Source organism: Dyella flagellata, assembly GCF_030160275.1.
In the GTDB taxonomy this organism is placed as follows: Bacteria; Pseudomonadota; Gammaproteobacteria; order Xanthomonadales; family Rhodanobacteraceae; genus Dyella_B; species Dyella_B flagellata.
The window spans coordinates 77,461-93,687 of sequence record NZ_BSOA01000020.1; the positions used below are offsets into that span (position 1 = coordinate 77,461).

Sequence of the window (16,227 nt, forward strand, 5' to 3'; positions counted from 1 at the left end):
AAGAAGATGCTTGCATTTGAAAATAAACATGCACTCGCCGCCCCCATCTTGGCGGAATAATCGTAAAATACGATAAATGAAACTTTCAAGTGCCTTCGAAAGGTTTCGCACACCCCTCCGAGCGGGGTACCGAACGCGGCCTCGCGTCAGGCGTTGCAACGGGGGAGAGGCAAAACCATCGGCTCGCAGGCGACCAGCCCCTCTGCGCGGGCCTCCTGCTGCTCGGGGAAATGCCGCCGTCACGGCGGGAAGCCGTTGTAAGGCCTGGGACAGAAGCCAAGAGCCAACCCGTAGACTCAGGCCTTGCAGCAGGCTCAGAGTGAGCCGGTTTCAAACGATGATGAAAGGCGGCCGCAGGATGGCCCCGGTCATTTCATGTTATTTGCTTTCGTTTTCTTTTGAATACTTGACTTTTTCTGGAAATCGCTAGAATGTGAAGCCGCTCATCGCCGCCAGGGCCTACCCGAAATGAATTCAACTTTGCCATATGCTTCAATAGCTTCCGAAAAATTCTCTCGGCTTGCTCTTTCCCACGGCAAACGTACCCGCCTGTGGCGCCTGATGTACGGCCACGGCCCGGGCAATGGCAGCCTGCTGGTGCTGCCGCTGGACCAGGGCCTGGAACACGGCCCCACCGATTTCTTTCCCAACCCGCCGGCGATCGATCCGGATTACCAGTTCCGCCTTGCGGTGGAGGGCAATTTCTCCGCCATCGCCCTGGGCGTGGGCCTGGCGGAAAAGTACATGGGCGAGTGGTGCGGGCGGATCCCGCTGATCCTCAAGCTCAACGGCAAGACCAACATCCCCAGCGACGCCGATGCCACCTCTCCGCTGTTTGCCTCAGTGGAAGATGCTGTGCGCCTGGGCGCGGATGCGGTCGGCTACACCATGTATGTAGGTTCGCCGCGCCAGCACGATGAGTTCCGCCAGTTCGAAAAAGTGCGCCAGGATTGCGAGCGCTTCGGCATGCCGCTGGTGCTGTGGTCCTACCCGCGTGGCGCCGCGATCGACGCGAAGGGCGGCAAGGGCAGCCTGTATGCGCAGGACTACGCCGCGCGCGTGGCGCTGGAACTGGGCGCGGACATCGTGAAGCTGCACGAGCCCGATGACAACAGAACCAACGTGCCCAAGCCCTACGACACGCTGCAGGAAGATGCTTCCACACGCACACAGCGGGTCGTGCGTTCGGCCGGCCGCACCATGGTGCTGTTCTCCGGCGGCGAAAAGAACGACGACGATGCTGCCGTGCTGCGCAAGGTGGAGTTCTATATGGCCTCCGGCGCCACTGGCGTGATGTTCGGCCGGAACATGTGGCTGCGTCCGCTGGACCAGGCGATCGCCCTGGTGCGGCAGGTTCACCAGATCATGGCGAAACATCCGCGCTGAGCACCCCTCCCTCCCCCGGCGCAACCGCGTAGGCTGGAATGCCAATGCCAGCCTACGACCGTCACCCAGCCCCATTCCCGACCAGCCATGTCAAACAGCCAGCGCAAACCAGCTTCATCCTGGTCGTTCCGCAGCCAAACCCGCGCCGGCTGCTTCTGCTGCGCCCCACCCCGCGGCGCCGGCACCATCCAGGCCGGCGGCAAGAATCCGCTGCAAACCGCACCCGATCACAGCAAGAGCGAGCTGCGCCTGAAGGATTTCAAGCCGCGCAGCATGCTGCGGGTGCCAAAAACCCGCATCGAGCAGCCACGCTTTCCGGTGATCGACGCGCACACGCATCTGACCTGGTCCAGCCAGGTACGCAACGGCGTATCGGTGGGTGAAGCCATTACCGTGTTCGCCAAACCGGAAGACCTGCTGCCGGTGATGGATCGCAAAGGCGTGCGTACCCTGGTCAATCTCACCGGCGGCGTCGGCAAGGGACTGGAGCAAAGCATCGCGCTGTTCGACCAGGCTGCACCGGGGCGTTTCATCACGCTCACGGAGCCCTCGTTCGAACATTTTCCGCAGGCGGATTACCCGCAGTTGCAGGCCGATGCGATCGAGCACGCCCAGCGCGTCGGTGCCCGCGGCTTGAAGCTGCTGAAAACGCTGGGACTGTATCTACGCGAGCAACTCGATAGCGGCCCGCTGGTGGCCGTCGACGATCGCCGCTTCGACCCGATGTGGGAGGCCTGTGCCGCGTACGACATGCCGGTGTTCCTGCATGTTTCAGACCCGGAAGCGTTTTTCCTGCCTACCGACGAATGCAACGAGCGCTACGAAGAACTGAGCAAGCATCCGGACTGGTCGTTCTACGGCCCCGAATTTCCCAGCAATGAGGAATTGCTCGCTGCCCGCGACCGCGTGATCGCGCGTCACCCCAAGACCACCTTTGCTCTGATGCACGTAGGTAATTGGGCCGAGAACCTACAGGCCGTAGCGGACTGCCTGGACCGCTTTCCCAACACCCTGGTGGACATCAGCGCGCGCATCGGCGAACTGGGGCGCCAGCCGCGTACCGCCCAGCGCTTTTTCGACCGATACCAGGACCGCATCCTGTTCGGCACCGACGCGGTGCCTTCCCCCTATGGCGACGACGTGCCACAGCAGCTGTTCTGCGACGAACTCTACGAAATCTACTACCGCTTCCTCGAAACCGACGATGAGTACTTCGACTACGCCCCCGCCGAGACCCCGCCGCAAGGCCGTTGGTCCATCTATGGACTGGCCCTCAAAGACAGCGTGCTGCGCAAGATATACCATGACAACGTTGCCCGACTTTTGAAGCTCCCGCCGTCATGAACGAATCTCGCGCCGCCGCCCCCACGCAACGCCTGCTGGTCGAGGAGCGCCGACGCCTGATCGTCGAATACATCGAAGCCAACGGCCGCGCCACCGTCGAGGAACTTGCCGCCCGCTTCGGCACCTCCACCGTCACCATCCGCAACGACCTGGAGTCCCTCGCCCGCGTCGGCGCCATTGCCCGCTCGCACGGCGGCGCGCTCCCCGCCACGCAAACCTTCACCAACGACGTGCCCTTGAACATCAAGGAAACGCGCTCGCATCCGCAAAAACAACGCATCGGCCTGGCGGCCGCCAAGCTGATCAAGGACGGCGACACCGTCATCCTCGACTCCGGCTCCACCACCGCGGAAATCGCGCGCCAGATCCGGCAGATCAAGTTCGACTCGCTGACCGTGGTCACCAACGCCCTCAACATCGCCCTGGAGCTTTCCGGCCTGCCCAACATCCGCGTGATGATGCTAGGCGGCCTGTTGCGCCCCACCGCCTATTCGCTGGTGGGGCCGGATGCGGAGCAGGCGCTGTCGCGCATCTCGGCCGACAAGCTGTTCCTGGGCGTGGACGGCATCGATCCCCTGGTGGGCGTCACCACGCCCGACCCGCTGGAAGCTTCACTCAATGCCTTGATGATCCGCGTCTCCCGCGAAACCGTCGCAGTGTTCGATGCCAGCAAGCTGGGCCAACGCAGCCTCTCCGTAATCACCCCGGTGCAGACCTTGAATACCGTGATTACCGACAACAGCGCACCGGAGGAGATGGTGGAGGCGCTGCGGGAGGCCGGGGTAAACGTGATGCTGGTGTAGGCTGGAATGTCATCCCAGTCTACGTCACCAAGCCCGTTCCAACGCCGCCACCTGACGCTCCAACCGCGGTCCCAGGTAACAATGCGAGCCGCATGGCAACAGCCCCACCTCGCCAAACTCCCGCAAATACCACGCTGGTGAGCGCAGCCGCAGCTCGTGCCGGTCGCCCTCCAGATCGTCGCGATTGGTGAACGCCTCCAGGAACGCGATCCCCTCCAGCATTTCGCCAATACCGACCAGGCCCGCCCGGATTTCCGCCGGCTTGAGGTAGTGCAGCACATCCGTACAAACAATCACGTCGAAACGCGTATCGAAACGCAGCTGTGCCAGCTGGCCAAAACGCGCCAGGCCGATGTTCCGGCTGCGCCCATAGCGGCGCACCACATATTCGCTGGCATCCAGCCCGCGATACGCCAGCCCAGGCCGCAAAGCCAGCAAAGGCGCGCGCCAGACTCCCTCCCCGCAACCCACGTCCAGGACATTGCGGATCGGACGGCCCAGGTAGTACTCCGCCTGCGCCACCACCATCGCCGCCTTGCGCTTCAACGCCGCCGTCGACCGCACGGCGTGCTGCGGGTCGCGATACCACTTGTCGAAATAGGCCTGGTCGTAAGTCTTGCGCATGCATGGGCTCCCTGGGAGGGCGCATGGTAACCGCGCTTTAACGAGCCTGGCGCAAATTCGTGAATCACAGCCGAATATTTCCTTTGGCCCGAGACTGGCCCGGTCAGCGCAAGCGGCTGCCGGGCGTTGAGAGCCTAAGTGCCACAGGGGGAGCCACCAACCATGTCCAAGCCATGCCTGAAATACCTGGCCCTGCTGTTGCTTGCGGTCGCGCCGCTGGGTGCGCTGCAGGCAGCCGGCAATCCGCCACTTAGCGCAGACGACATCTCCTGGCTGCGCCGCGCCAGCTTTGGCCTGGACAGTGCCACCGTCGAGCGTTACCAGGAATTGGGCCGCACGCGCTTCCTCGACGAACAACTCGCCGGTGGCGACGACCCGCTGCCGCCCGCCGTCGCGCCACTGATCAACAGCTTCGAGGTCTACAACACCTCGCCTGCGAAACTGGTCGCCGACTACCGCGACGAAGCCAAAAAAGCGAAAGACGTCGATGCGGCCGATGCCAACGCCAAGGAGATGGCCAAGAAAGATTTCCGGATGTACCGCCGCGATCTCTACAAGCAGAGCGCGGAGGTGGAGCTGCTGCGCGCGATCTACGGCCGCAACCAGCTGAAGGAGCAAATGGTGTGGTTCTGGCTCAACCACTTCAACATCTATGCACCCAAGGCCGCCGTCGGCCTGTTTGCCACCGACTACGAAGAAAACACCATTCGGCCGCACGCGCTGGGCAAGTTCAAGGACCTGGTGATGGCCACGCTGGAAAGCCCGGCCATGCAGCTGTACCTGGACAACGCGCGCAACGTACGCGGCAAAACCAACGAGAACTATGCGCGCGAGTTGATGGAACTGCACACGCTGGGCGTCAACTCCGGCTACACCCAGCAGGATGTGCAGCAGTTATCCTTGATCCTCACCGGCGCCGGCATCGTTCCGCAGCGCGGTCGTGACGTGATCGATGGTGTCGACAGCAGTTTCCTCAATCCGCGTCCCGGCGTGATACGCAACGGCTTGTTCGTGTTCCTGCCCGGCCGGCACGACTACTCCACCAAGCAATTCCTTGGGCACACCATCAAAGGCAGCGGCTTCGACGAGATCGAGCAGGCAGTGGATCTGATCGTGCACCAGCCGGCCTGCGCCCAGTTCATCTCACGCAAACTCGCGGCCTATTTCGTCGCCGACGATCCGCCGCCGGCGCTGGTGAATGCCATGGCGGAAACCTTTCAACGTACCGACGGCGATATCGCGGCTGTGTTGCGCACCATGTTCCTGTCCCCTTACGTCACCACCGGCTCCGGCAAGAAGTTCAAGGACCCCACCCAATTCGTGGTCTCCGCGATGCGCCTGAGCTATGACGGCAAGCCGATCAGCAACGCCGACCCGCTGGTGAACTGGCTGAACCAGCTGGCAGAGCCGATGTATGGCCACATCACGCCGGATGGTTTCGCCAGCGACAGCGCCAGCTGGTCCAGTTCCGGCCAGATGGCGAAGCGCTTCGACGTGGCGCGCGCCATCGGCAGCGGTCACAACCGCCTGTTTGCCAATGCCAATGCCGATGGCGAAGCGACCCGCGCCGATCCACCGGTACTGAACTCCCCACTGTTTCAACAGACACTGGCGTCCACACTATCCACAGCCACGCGCGACGCGCTCGCCAAAGCGAACTCCGCCGTGGAATGGAACACCTTCCTGCTGTCCTCACCCGAATTCAATTACCGCTGAGCCAACGAGGCAACCTCATGAACCGCCGTGAATTCCTGCTCGCCGCGGCCAGCGCCGCCGCACTTCCCGCGCTGTCTTTCTCCGGCCGCCTGTTCGCAGCACCCGCCAACTCGCCGCGCTTCCTGTTCGTGTTCCTGCGCGGCGGCTACGACTGCAACAACTTCCTGGTGCCGTATAGCAGCGACTTCTACTACGAATCGCGCCCGACCATCGCCATCGCCAAGCCTGACCGCAACAACCCGAACTCCGCGCTGCCGCTCGATGCAAACTGGGGCATGAACCCGGTGCTGCGCGATTCGATCTACCCGCTGTGGCAGAAGAAGCAGGTTGCCTTCATTCCGTTCGCCGGCACCGATGACCTGTCCCGCAGCCACTTCGAAACGCAGGACAACATCGAGCGTGGCGAGCCCATGAATGCCAGCGGCAATTACCGCTCCGGCTTCCTGGCGCGCTTGTCCAGCCAGCTCAGCGGCGTGCCGGCCATCGCCTTCACCAACAGCCTGCCGCTGAGCTTCCAGGGCGCGGGCAAGGACATTCCCAATATCTCGCTGCGCGGCAACACCAAGGCGAATTTCGACCAGCGCCAGTCGTCCATCCTGGCCGGCATGTACAAGAACACCCCGCTCGCCTCCGCCGCGGCCGATGGCCTGAGCCTGCGCACCACGGTATCGATGGATCTGCAAAACGAAATGGTCGCCGCCAGCCGCGGCGCCCCCAATGCATCCGGTTTCGCACAGGAAACCCAGCGCATTGCCACCCTGATGCGCGATCAATACCGCCTCGGCTTCGTTGACGTCGGCGGCTGGGATACGCACGTGAACCAGGGCAGCATCACCGGTGGCCTGGCCAACAACCTGCGCAACCTTGGCCAGGGCCTGGCAGCCTATGCCGCAGCGCTCGGCAACGAGTGGAACAATACCGTGGTCGTAGTAGTATCCGAATTCGGCCGCACGTTCCGCGAAAACGGCGATCGCGGCACCGATCACGGCCATGGCACCGTGCATTGGGTGCTGGGCGGCAAGGTCAACGGCGGCCGTATCGCCGGCGAGCAGGTGGCGGTGGCGCAGCAGAATCTGTTGCAGAACCGCGATTACCAGGTGCTCAACAATTATCGCGATGTGTACAGCGGATTGTTGGCCAGGATCTGGGGCCTACGTGGGAATCAATTGCAGGACATCTTCCCCCAGGCCAAGCCCCGCGATCTGCAACTGGTGTAGCCTTTTGTAGGCTGGGATGGCAATCCCAGCTTTCCCGCACACACGGATGCTGGGATTGCCATCCCAGCCTACGGCAACAAGGACATTCCCCGAGATCTGCCGCATGCGCCCTATCGCCCTAGCCACTCTATCGCTAAGCCTGCTACTCGCCCCCACTCTCACCCAGGCCGCCACCGGCCTCAGCCCCAACGACATCGCCTGGCTGCACCGCGACAGCTTCGGGCTGAACTCCGCCACCGTGGCGCAATATCGATCGCTCGGGCGCAACGCTCTATTGAACAAGCAGCTCAATGACCAGCTCGGCGATACCTTACCCGCGCCCATCGCCGCGCAAATCGAATCCTACGAAGCCTTCCACACCCCGCTCGATCAGCTGTTGGTTTCGCTACAACAAGAGCAGCAGCAGCTCCGCTACCTGCCTGACGGCCCGGAAAAACAAGCCGCCAACAAAGCCATCCAGGAACACGGCAATCAGGTCGGCCTGCAGGCGCAGCAAGCCGAGGTGTTGCACGCCATCTACGGCCCCAACCAGCTCAAGGAACAGGTGGCCTGGTTCTGGCTCAATCACTTCAGCATCTATGCCGCCAAGGGCCGCGTGCGCTGGGAACTAGCCGATTACGAAGACGCTGTCCGTACCCACTCCCTTGGCAAATTCCGCGACCTGGTGATGGCCACGCTGCAAAGTCCGGCCATGCTTGAGTTTCTCGACAACGCGCAGAACGCCAAAGGCCACGTCAACGAAAACTACGCCCGCGAGCTGATGGAGCTGCATACGCTGGGCGTCAACTCCGGCTACACCCAGCAGGACGTGCAGCAACTGGCTTTGATACTGACCGGTGTCGGCATCGCACCGGCGGATGGCAAGCCGGAAAACCTCAACCCGAAAATGGTGCCGCTGGTGGTACGCAACGGCATGTTCGAGTTCAACCCGCAGCGGCATGACTTCAGCGACAAGCGGCTATTGGGCAAAACCATCAAGGGCAGCGGCTACGCCGAAGTGCAGCAAGCCGTCGACCTGATCGTAAAGCAACCGGCCTGCGCCCAGTTCATTTCGCGCAAACTGGCGCAATACTTCATCGCCGACAATCCTTCGCCCGCACTGGTCGCCAAGATGGCGCATACCTTCCAGCGCAGCGATGGCGATATCGCTCAGGTGCTGCGCGTGATGTTCCAATCGCCCGAGCTGCTTTCCGGCGCCGGCAAGAAATTCAAAGATCCCGCGCAATTCGTTGTCTCATCCGTGCGCTTGGCCTACGACGGATCTCCCATCGTCAATGCACAACCGCTGGTGAGCTGGCTCAACCAACTGGATCAGCCGCTGTTCGGCCGAATCACCCCGGATGGCTGGCCACTCGACGGAGAAGCCTGGTCCAGCTCCGGCCAGATGGCCAAGCGCTTCGACATCGCCCATGCCATTGGCACCGGCAACAACCAGCTCTTCACGCCCGCCGGCAGCACCGCACGCATAGCGGGTTTTCCGATGCTCACCACGCGCCTGTATTACGACGCCATCGATCCGTATCTATCGCAGGCCACCCGCGATGCGCTGGCCAAGGCAACTTCGCAGCAGGAGTGGAACACCTTCCTGCTCTCCTCGCCCGACCTCAATTACCGCTAGCGATTACGCAGGCGGGGACAATCGCAGGCTGGGATGATAATCCCAGCTGCTTTTGGGCATCCCGATGCCGGGATTGTCATCCCAGCCTACAGGGCTACAGGGGTGAAACGTCATCCATGCGCCGATACTCCCCGTCCATCACCCTCTCCCAATTCACCCCACCATCAAACGAACTCTCCAGCACCAGCCGATAGACCCCGTCCACCGGCCACTCGTAGATGTGCCGCGTCTGCCCCCGCTGTGAGCTGCGCAGAAACACTAACCGCTTGCCATCCCAATGTCCCATTGCCGGTTGCGTAGGCGTAAACCCATAACTGTCGAACCAGTACAAGGCGTACTCGCCAGGCTCCTGCCCTGCCACGAACACAGCATGCGCCTGCAAGGCCGGCTTGCCATCGCGCTCCTCGCGGTAATCCAACAACAGAACCTTGCCGCCGAGATCGAAACACGCGCTCACCCGCCCAACCGCGGGACCACCTTGTCCCCATCGGGTTGTCGCAATCGTTTCATCGCCAACCCACTCCCCTGCTAGCGCGACCAGCACATTAGCTGCCAGAACGTCCATGCCGAATTACTCCTTTGCGTTACCAGCCACCAACAGATGCTTCGCAATCTGGCCATGCAGGTGACCCAATGCGCGCACGATATGCAGCGTGGTGAACAACATGACGATGCCGATCAGGGACGCGAAGATCGTACCCGGCCAACCTCCCCACCAAGACACCCAATCGCACAGCCAGGACGGCCCGTCGCAGGTGGAATAAGGAATCCCCATCGACTCCAGCACCACTTTGGCGATCGGCGCCAGCGCCAGCGCCAATGAAGTGGCAAGCAGGGTCACCGCAAGCGTGAAATACGCAATGCCAAGCGGCAGCATCAGGAACATATAGAACACCGTGCTCCAGGTGCGCGGATCCTTGAACATCACGCCAATGCGCTGCCAGAACGTCATGCCGCTGGTAGAAAACGCGGGCCGCCGCGGCATGCGCACGCCGAGCATACTTTCCACGATGCGTCCCTCCACCAGCGACAGCACTCGTACGGACCCCAGAAACAACAACGCAAAGGGAATGCCAACAATCAGCACCATCAGGCCGAATGACAACGAAATGCCCGTGGTCGCCCAAGTGAAATAGAAGATGCCTGTGGCCAATGACAACACCATATAAAACAGTGCACCGTAGGTGTGCGGGTCCGCTGCCACACCGAAGAACCGTCCTACCAGTGAAGCCTGCTTCGCTGGCCGTGGTGGCCGCAGCGCTCGCTGGATCTTGATTTCCTGATCGCGATAAATTTCCGCGACTTCTTCCGGTGCGCCGTAGCTGCTCACCACTTTCGCCAACATCTCCACCTCACTACGTCCCGGCTGTTCGGCCAGTTCGGCGCGCAGATGTTCCTCGGCGTCATACAACGCATCCTGGATCAAGGCCGGGTCCGCGCCACGCAGCGCGGCCCGCAGTTGCTCCAGGTATTGGGCTATCGTCCTTGGCATCTTGGGTGCATCCGCATTCATCGCCAGTCTCCTTGCAAAACCTTGTCGACGGAATCACGCGTGGCCCCCCACGCCGCGACCCACTCTCGCAGCACTTCACGTCCGAATTTGGTGATGCGGTAATAACGCCTGGGCGGTCCACTCACCGAGGGCTCCACCTCGCTGGCCAGCAGTCCGCTCCCTTCCAGATTGCGCAGCACCGGGTAAAGGGCGCTCTGCTTGCCCGCCAACACGCCTTCTTCCCCCAATTCCTCCAGGCGCTTGGCAATCTGATAGCCATACAACGGCTGCCGCGACTGCCCTAGCACGGCCAACAACACCAGCGAAACCGTGCCCGCCGACAGCTCTTTCTGAAACTTCTTGATTTGGGCCGCAATGTCGTCCACGGCTGCCCTGCCCTTCCGCTTATGCTGGAGAGAACAGTAGTATGAACTTCGTACTAGTACATGGGTATGAAGTCATGGCGACGAAGAGCCCGACCCTTGCTGACACCACCAGCGCTCGATACCGGCCGGCCTGAACACCGTGCCTGTGTTGATCAATAGCGACGGGCGCGCAGCAGCCAGCCGCTACGATTTGTACTTTGCCCGCACGGTATGCAGTCCTTCCTTTCCCAAGCAACTAATGGTTCTCACGGCAACGGATCGCATTGAGAACGGCAGCCAGGGCCGAGTGTGAACGTCGAATGGAAAGGCTATCACGCTCTTATCACTCGTACTAATTGTGCATCCTGGCATCTTTCGCCTACTTCCGTAGGGAGATACAGGAACTCGTTCCTCAATCTGAGTGCTATCGGCGACAAATTTTTTTCGCCGAGCGTTTCTCAGCACAAACTTCGCCGTGCAGGCCTATTTATGTCCTCGCCGAGAAATGCGACAGGGACTTTTCATTAGGTCTTTTTTCGCGCATCGCAGACAGTGTCACGCTTCTAAATTTTTTCCTGTACATGTCTGTTGAAAAGGGAGGAGCCATGAAATCCCTGCGCCCTTCGTTGTTTGTGACGGTACTTTGCTTTGCGGTCGCGAGCCTGAATTTCCACGCTGCGGCCGCGCAGACCACCTCACCCCCTCCGCAAGTTCGCATGAAGTGGCAGGATTTTGTCAGTGGTGTTGATGGCGCAAAGCGGCTTGCCAGCTTCCAGAGAGCTGTCGCTAAGATGAGATCGCTCGATAACAGCCCGCCAGGTTCAGCCGACTTCCGGCGGAGCTGGAAATATTGGGCGAATATTCACGGCTACCTTGGGCCTAACAGCTCGTTCGGGACGCTTGCCGAACGGAGCCAACAATTGACAAATGATGGCCTGGCGCAGTACCTGCCATATCTGGTCGGTACCACGGGCAAGCCAGGAATTGTAGACCAGACACCGCCAGATGCGATTGCGAAGGCCATCTGGGCAACGTGCCAGCATTCACCGCCGGGGACCGAGGTGAACTTCTTCGGTTGGCATCGCATGTATCTTTACTATTTGGAACGTGTGATGCGCTGGGCTGCGGGCGATCCCACATTAACTCTTCCATATTGGGATTACACCAATCCTGCCGAAACGGCGCTTCCGGCTGAGTTCCGGGACACTACCTCTCCACTCTACGATTGGCGTCGATCCCCAGCAGTGAACCAAGGGCTACTCGCGTTGAACCCGAACATAACCAATATCGACGGCCCTTTGACCACGGACACGACCTTTCTCCAGTATGAAAAGGACATTGAATCCGGTGTGCATGGCAACGTGCATTGCGCCATGGTGCACACCTGCCCGGTAGCGCTGATGGGATTGGTAGGCGTGGCAGCCAACGATCCAATCTTTTATATGCACCACACGAACATCGACCGCATGTGGGCCTGCTGGCAGTATCTTCACCCCAACGAGCAACCCGGCACGTGGGAAAACCAGAGCTTCACCTTCGTGGATGAAACCGGCGCCGAGGTGACTCGACCCGTCAAGGACTTTCTTGACACGAAAGCGCTAGGCTATGTTTACGACAACGATAGCCAATGCACGCGCGTATCAACGCCCACGGTGGCGGCAATGCAGATCTCACCACCATCCAACGTCGAACAAGCCTTCCCGAACATTTTGTTTTCGAGCACACCGTTCCCTCTAAACTCGACCATTACTTCCGTCAATGTGACGATCTACCCGAATACCCAGCTCTATCGCACGGAACTCGTGCTACGCGATGTGAGCTCACGCTTCGCACCAGGCGCACTTGTGGATGTATATGTCGCTGGAAAAGGTGGATCACCAAGAAGAATTTACGTTGCTACCATCAATTGGTTCGGCGTCTTCGATCATATGGCCAGCATGGGCCACATGGAACGTACCGGGCCAATAGCCCGCACATTCGAATACGATGTAACCCAGCAGCTGCAAACGCTTGGGTTTCCAAACACAAAAGATCTGACAATTCAATTCGAGGCGAGCTCAGGACTAGTACCTACTGGCAAGAGCCAGGCCGCATCAAGCGAACCGATCATAACGCCTCAGGCCACTCTTCGGCCCGATGCGGAATTGACCATCGGTGCTGTCGAACTTCGGCAGTAGTTGCTCCTTGACCGGGGCGGGATACGTTCTGGCCAGCGGCGATAACCTGCATGTCGCCCAGCGCTTGAGCAAAGCCGCTCCCTGAGATTCTGGGATAACCGCGGTGCTAGCGATTTACGCCCGCCGCACACGCTTCCAACGCCAGCTCCGCCGCTAGGACAACGGCGGAGGCGACATGTCAATCTCCCATAATTTGGCTACACTGGAATCCACGAGCGCAGCCCCGGGGGAACAGGCGGGCCGGGCCGTGTGACATATCGTTAGCAAACTGGGGACAAACATGAGAAAGGGACGTGCGCACGCCTTCGTGGCCGTGCTGTGTATGTTGATGCCTGTCTTTGCAGCAGCCGGCGACCAAGTGCCGGTAGGGGCCTTTGTGCATAGCGGCGGTTTTTCGATGCCGAGGCTGTCACCGGACGGAAAGTATCTGGCGGCAGCCCTTGAGCAGGGCGAAGACCATTCCGTGCTGATTTTTCCTCTGGATGACATGCGCCATCCAAAAACCAAGCGGTTACCCCGTCGTCAAGTTCCATACAATATCGCATGGACGGACTCCGGTCGCCTCGTAGTCGAACTGGCGAAATTCCTCGGCTCGCTCGATTTTCCGGAACGTATGGGTGAAATTATCGCCACCGACTTGGGCGACGAGCGGGCCCAGCCCATGTTCATCCGCGAACAGGGCCAGAGCGGTCGCGGCGGGAAGCAGTACATCGCCGACCACGGCTTTGCCACCATTGCGAGCCTCCCATCGAAAGCCAACGGTCACTTCTACATGCAGACGTACATGTCGGATGACGAAACCTATAGCAGGCTGTATGACGTCGATGCCAGCACCGGCGTTCGCCACCAGATCGGAGAGATCAACGTAGGCGACATGGATTTCACCATGGACCCGGATGGCAATGCGCGTTACGCACAAGGTTTGAACGTATCCAACAAGTATGTCGTCTATCGCATGCGTAACGGCCAATGGCAGCGCCTCGCCGACGACGAACACAACCCGCGCTTCGAGCCAATCGGCTTCTCGCAAGACAAACAGCATCTGTATGCACAAACTAGCGTCAAAGGCGGCCCGTTTTCGCTGGTGCAAACGGATGCGGACGGCACCCAATCGCAACTGCTGGCCAAGGACGACTTCGGCAGCATCGGCTATGTGCAGTGGACACCGCAAGACGAACCCATCGCCGCGGCTCCGTCCACCGGCATACCCACATCGACCGTTATCAACGGTGATAGACCGTTGGCCCAGATTTATCAGGTGTTGCTCAGCAAATTTCCAAACGAGTTTGTCAGTTTCTCCAGTTTCAGCGAAGACGGAACCAAACTTGTTTTCAAGGTCAGTAGCGATCGCGAGCCAGGCACGTACTACTTATTGGACTTGAAAGCCGGGAAAGTTGATAAGTTGTTCTCGGAAAACGCAAGTATCGATCCCGACAAGATGAGTTCGCGCGTGCCCATGCGTTTCACAGCCAGCGACGGCACGCCACTGGAAGCGATTCTTACGGTGCCCAAGGGTGCCAGCATGAACAACCTGCCCATGGTGCTGTTGCCGCACGGTGGCCCGTTCGGCATCAGCGACACCTGGTTTTTCGACACCGACGCGCAGTTTCTTGCAAGTCGTGGCTATCTTGTCCTGCAAATCAATTACCGCGGATCGGGTGGTCGCGGCCCTGGCTTCGTCGATGCCGGCTACGGTAATTGGGGAACGCGCATCCAGCAGGATCTGATCGACGGCGTGAAGTGGGCCGAAGCGAGACACTATGGCGACCCCAAGCGGGTATGCGTCTTTGGCGGCAGCTTTGGGGGCTATTCGGCAATGATGACGGTCATTCGCGCGCCCGGCCTGTTCAAATGCGCGATCGGCTATGCCGGCATCTACGATCTTGCCATGATGTTCACCAAGGGCGATATCAAGGAAGGCGAGTTCGGGAAAAATTACCTGGAGCAAGCCATCGGCAAGGACCCTGCCCAACTGGCGGCCAACTCACCCGACAAACTCGCCGACAAGATCGACGTGCCGGTGCTGTTGATTCACGGCGAGGCTGACGAACGCGCACCCTTTGCACAAGCCAAGGCGATGCGCGCCGCGTTGGATGCCGCGCACAAGCCCTACGAATGGCTGACAAAATCAGACGAAGGACATGGTTTTTACAAGGAAAAAGATCTCGTGGACATGTACAACCACGTGCAGAGCTTTCTCGAAAAGAATATCGGGCCTGGCGTGCGAACGAACTAGACTTGCTTCGCTACCATGTTCAGTGGCGAAGCCACGCGCCCGCAACGGAAAGCTATCGGTTGATTGCGTACAGACAAGAATGAGTTTTAATGGATCCGAAAGAGAAAGATCGCTGGTCAAAGGCCCGGGAGAAAGGCATGCTGTCCTATGTCCTTCTTACTGGCGTGGTCGCATACGGCCTGCCGATGTTCGTGGTGATGACCTTTCTTTTCCATCACTCAAGATTGTCTATTGCGCAGTCGGCAGCCGTATGGCTTTCTGCTGGCGCGCTCTATGGTGTAGTGACGTGGCTCGTGCAGGAACACCGCTACCGTAAAGCCACCCGGGACAACCAGATCTAGGCATGCTCTGATCTATTCCACGCGCCCGTCACCGCACCGCATGCGCGCCTCGCAGCGAGTAGGCTGGGATGCCAATCCCAGCTTTCCACACGGCATCCCGATGCTGGGATTGTCATCCCAGCCTACGCTCCGCCAGACGCGCATACAGTGCGGCCCCCAAGGAAACCACGGGGATTGAGCCCGTGGTGAAAAAAAATGCATTACGACCTTCACATGCCCCACGTACGCTCTTTCGGTTAATTTAAACCCACCCTCGCCCTGGATCATCCAACAGACCGATTCAGACGATCAGGAGTGAATCAAACAAGGAAGCTAAGTACCTCGGCAGCCACCCCACTGCCGCGATGCCATCGACATCGATCGCAAGCCGGCTACTGCGCAAGCGGTTGAACGGTTTGTCGCGCGCCAAACCCAGGAGTCCCCACATGAAAGCCAGTCAAAAACCCCTAGCCTTGGGGCAACAGGATCAAATTCGCCGTCGCCCGCTCAAGCTCATCACGGCCATAGCCCTGAGCGCCGTGGGCGCCATCGCTCTCAACGCTGCCCACGCACAGTCAACCAGCTCCAGCATTTTTGGCAGGGCGCCCGCTGACAGCACCATCACGGTGCACAGCGACAACGGCGCGACCCGGCACGGGAGCCCAAACAACAAAGGCCGCTACAGTTTCTCTTCGCTGATACCCGGAACCTACATCGTCTCGCTGGAAAGGAATGGCCAGACGCTCGCCAAGGTACAGGGTGTCCCGCTCTTTGCTAGCCGAGCATCCCAAGTGGATTTTGTTTGCGACAACGACCAGTGCACGGGAACGTTTGGTCGCTGATCGCGTGGGCCTGGGTGTCATGCCCTTGGGCATGACACCCGACATTTGGGCACCCGGCCACGGGCCATTTACAGCGAATCGGCAGTT

The 16,227-nt window shown here is 60.1% G+C and carries 14 protein-coding genes; 10 read left to right on the top strand and 4 right to left on the bottom strand.

What is annotated here, in order from left to right; genetic code table 11:
* The first annotated feature begins 468 nt into the window (after positions 1-468).
* The 3 genes from QQJ96_RS11720 (at position 469) to agaR (ending at position 3,533) form a co-directional block, all read left to right on the top strand.
* Positions 469-1,386, top strand: a complete 918-nt coding sequence (locus QQJ96_RS11720; protein WP_284332186.1) for a class I fructose-bisphosphate aldolase — start codon at positions 469-471, stop codon at positions 1,384-1,386.
* 87 nt (positions 1,387-1,473) lie between these two features.
* Positions 1,474-2,730 carry an amidohydrolase family protein gene (locus tag QQJ96_RS11725; RefSeq protein WP_284332187.1) on the top strand — a complete coding sequence of 419 codons (1,257 nt, stop codon included), beginning with the start codon at positions 1,474-1,476 and terminating at the stop codon, positions 2,728-2,730.
* Positions 2,727-3,533 carry a transcriptional repressor AgaR gene (gene agaR, locus QQJ96_RS11730; RefSeq protein WP_284332188.1) on the top strand — a complete coding sequence of 269 codons (807 nt, stop codon included), beginning with the start codon at positions 2,727-2,729 and terminating at the stop codon, positions 3,531-3,533. Before QQJ96_RS11725 ends, agaR begins: the two co-directional genes overlap by 4 nt.
* A gap of 24 nt (positions 3,534-3,557) precedes the next feature.
* Here the strand turns inward: agaR and QQJ96_RS11735 are convergent, their stop codons facing one another.
* The gene (locus QQJ96_RS11735; RefSeq protein ID WP_284332189.1) at positions 3,558-4,157 is read right to left on the bottom strand and encodes a methyltransferase; all 600 of its coding nucleotides are present in this window, start codon (positions 4,155-4,157) and stop codon (positions 3,558-3,560) included.
* A 162-nt stretch (positions 4,158-4,319) separates the two neighbouring features.
* On the opposite strand from QQJ96_RS11735, the gene QQJ96_RS11740 reads away from it, so the two are divergent.
* From QQJ96_RS11740 to QQJ96_RS11750, 3 genes are all read left to right on the top strand, one after another.
* Positions 4,320-5,873, top strand: coding sequence for a DUF1800 domain-containing protein (locus tag QQJ96_RS11740; RefSeq protein ID WP_284332190.1), 1,554 nt, complete (start codon positions 4,320-4,322; stop codon positions 5,871-5,873).
* A gap of 17 nt (positions 5,874-5,890) precedes the next feature.
* Complete coding sequence (locus QQJ96_RS11745; protein ID WP_284332191.1) at positions 5,891-7,090, top strand: DUF1501 domain-containing protein; 1,200 nt, start codon at positions 5,891-5,893, stop codon at positions 7,088-7,090.
* 103 nt (positions 7,091-7,193) lie between these two features.
* A complete protein-coding gene (locus tag QQJ96_RS11750) occupies positions 7,194-8,708 on the top strand; it encodes a DUF1800 domain-containing protein (protein WP_284332192.1) in 1,515 nt (504 codons plus the stop codon).
* A 94-nt stretch (positions 8,709-8,802) separates the two neighbouring features.
* On the opposite strand, the gene QQJ96_RS11755 is transcribed toward QQJ96_RS11750, so the two are convergent.
* From QQJ96_RS11755 to QQJ96_RS11765, 3 genes are read right to left on the bottom strand one after another with little or no spacing between them, the layout of a single operon-like run.
* Positions 8,803-9,273, bottom strand: coding sequence for a DUF1579 domain-containing protein (locus tag QQJ96_RS11755; protein ID WP_284332193.1), 471 nt, complete (start codon positions 9,271-9,273; stop codon positions 8,803-8,805).
* A 6-nt stretch (positions 9,274-9,279) separates the two neighbouring features.
* The gene (locus QQJ96_RS11760; protein WP_284332194.1) at positions 9,280-10,221 is read right to left on the bottom strand and encodes a sensor domain-containing protein; all 942 of its coding nucleotides are present in this window, start codon (positions 10,219-10,221) and stop codon (positions 9,280-9,282) included.
* A complete protein-coding gene (locus QQJ96_RS11765; protein ID WP_284332195.1) occupies positions 10,218-10,586 on the bottom strand; it encodes a PadR family transcriptional regulator in 369 nt (122 codons plus the stop codon). The genes QQJ96_RS11760 and QQJ96_RS11765 overlap by 4 nt, the downstream gene beginning before the upstream one ends.
* A gap of 584 nt (positions 10,587-11,170) precedes the next feature.
* On the opposite strand from QQJ96_RS11765, the gene QQJ96_RS11770 reads away from it, so the two are divergent.
* From QQJ96_RS11770 to QQJ96_RS11785, 4 genes are all read left to right on the top strand, one after another.
* Entirely contained in the window at positions 11,171-12,742 is a 1,572-nt protein-coding gene (locus tag QQJ96_RS11770; protein WP_284332196.1) for a tyrosinase family protein, read from the top strand.
* A 280-nt stretch (positions 12,743-13,022) separates the two neighbouring features.
* Positions 13,023-14,978: a S9 family peptidase gene (locus QQJ96_RS11775; protein ID WP_284332197.1), complete on the top strand. Its 1,956-nt coding sequence runs from the start codon at positions 13,023-13,025 to the stop codon at positions 14,976-14,978.
* An 89-nt stretch (positions 14,979-15,067) separates the two neighbouring features.
* Positions 15,068-15,319: a hypothetical protein gene (locus QQJ96_RS11780; RefSeq protein WP_284332198.1), complete on the top strand. Its 252-nt coding sequence runs from the start codon at positions 15,068-15,070 to the stop codon at positions 15,317-15,319.
* A gap of 425 nt (positions 15,320-15,744) precedes the next feature.
* Positions 15,745-16,140: a carboxypeptidase-like regulatory domain-containing protein gene (locus QQJ96_RS11785; protein WP_284332199.1), complete on the top strand. Its 396-nt coding sequence runs from the start codon at positions 15,745-15,747 to the stop codon at positions 16,138-16,140.
* Positions 16,141-16,227: the final 87 nt, after the last annotated feature.